The sequence below is a fragment of the Amycolatopsis sp. CA-128772 genome, assembly GCF_002904295.1.
In the GTDB taxonomy this organism is placed as follows: Bacteria; Actinomycetota; Actinomycetes; order Mycobacteriales; family Pseudonocardiaceae; genus Amycolatopsis.
The window spans coordinates 1-287 of record NZ_PPHG01000102.1 but is presented as its reverse complement, the minus strand read 5'-3'; the positions used below and the strand labels follow the sequence as shown (position 1 = coordinate 287).

Sequence of the window (287 nt, the reverse complement as noted above, 5' to 3'; positions counted from 1 at the left end):
GTCGGGCCGCACGAGGCCGGGAGGGTCACCGAGAGGCTGGCGGTGAACCCGCCCTCCACATCGGTGAACGAGTTGGTGATGCTGCCGACGACAGTGCCGTCCTCGAGCGCCATGCGGGAGCGGCGGCCGTACGTCGCGTCGGAGCCGGCCGGCGGCGTTGGCGCCGTCGCCTCGTCCCATTCGCGCATGTAGAACGAACAAACGTGGTCGCCGAGGGTCTCGATGATGTTGACCCGGCCGCCGCCGGCGTGGATGGAGTAGTGCTCCGGGTGTCCGGCGAGCAGGAC

1 protein-coding gene is annotated in these 287 nt (G+C 70.4%); it reads right to left on the bottom strand.

Annotated elements, in window-relative coordinates; genetic code table 11:
* Window positions 1–287 (bottom strand): hypothetical protein (locus C2L59_RS47690; protein ID WP_199199801.1); only part of this gene is annotated, 287 nt, incomplete at both ends.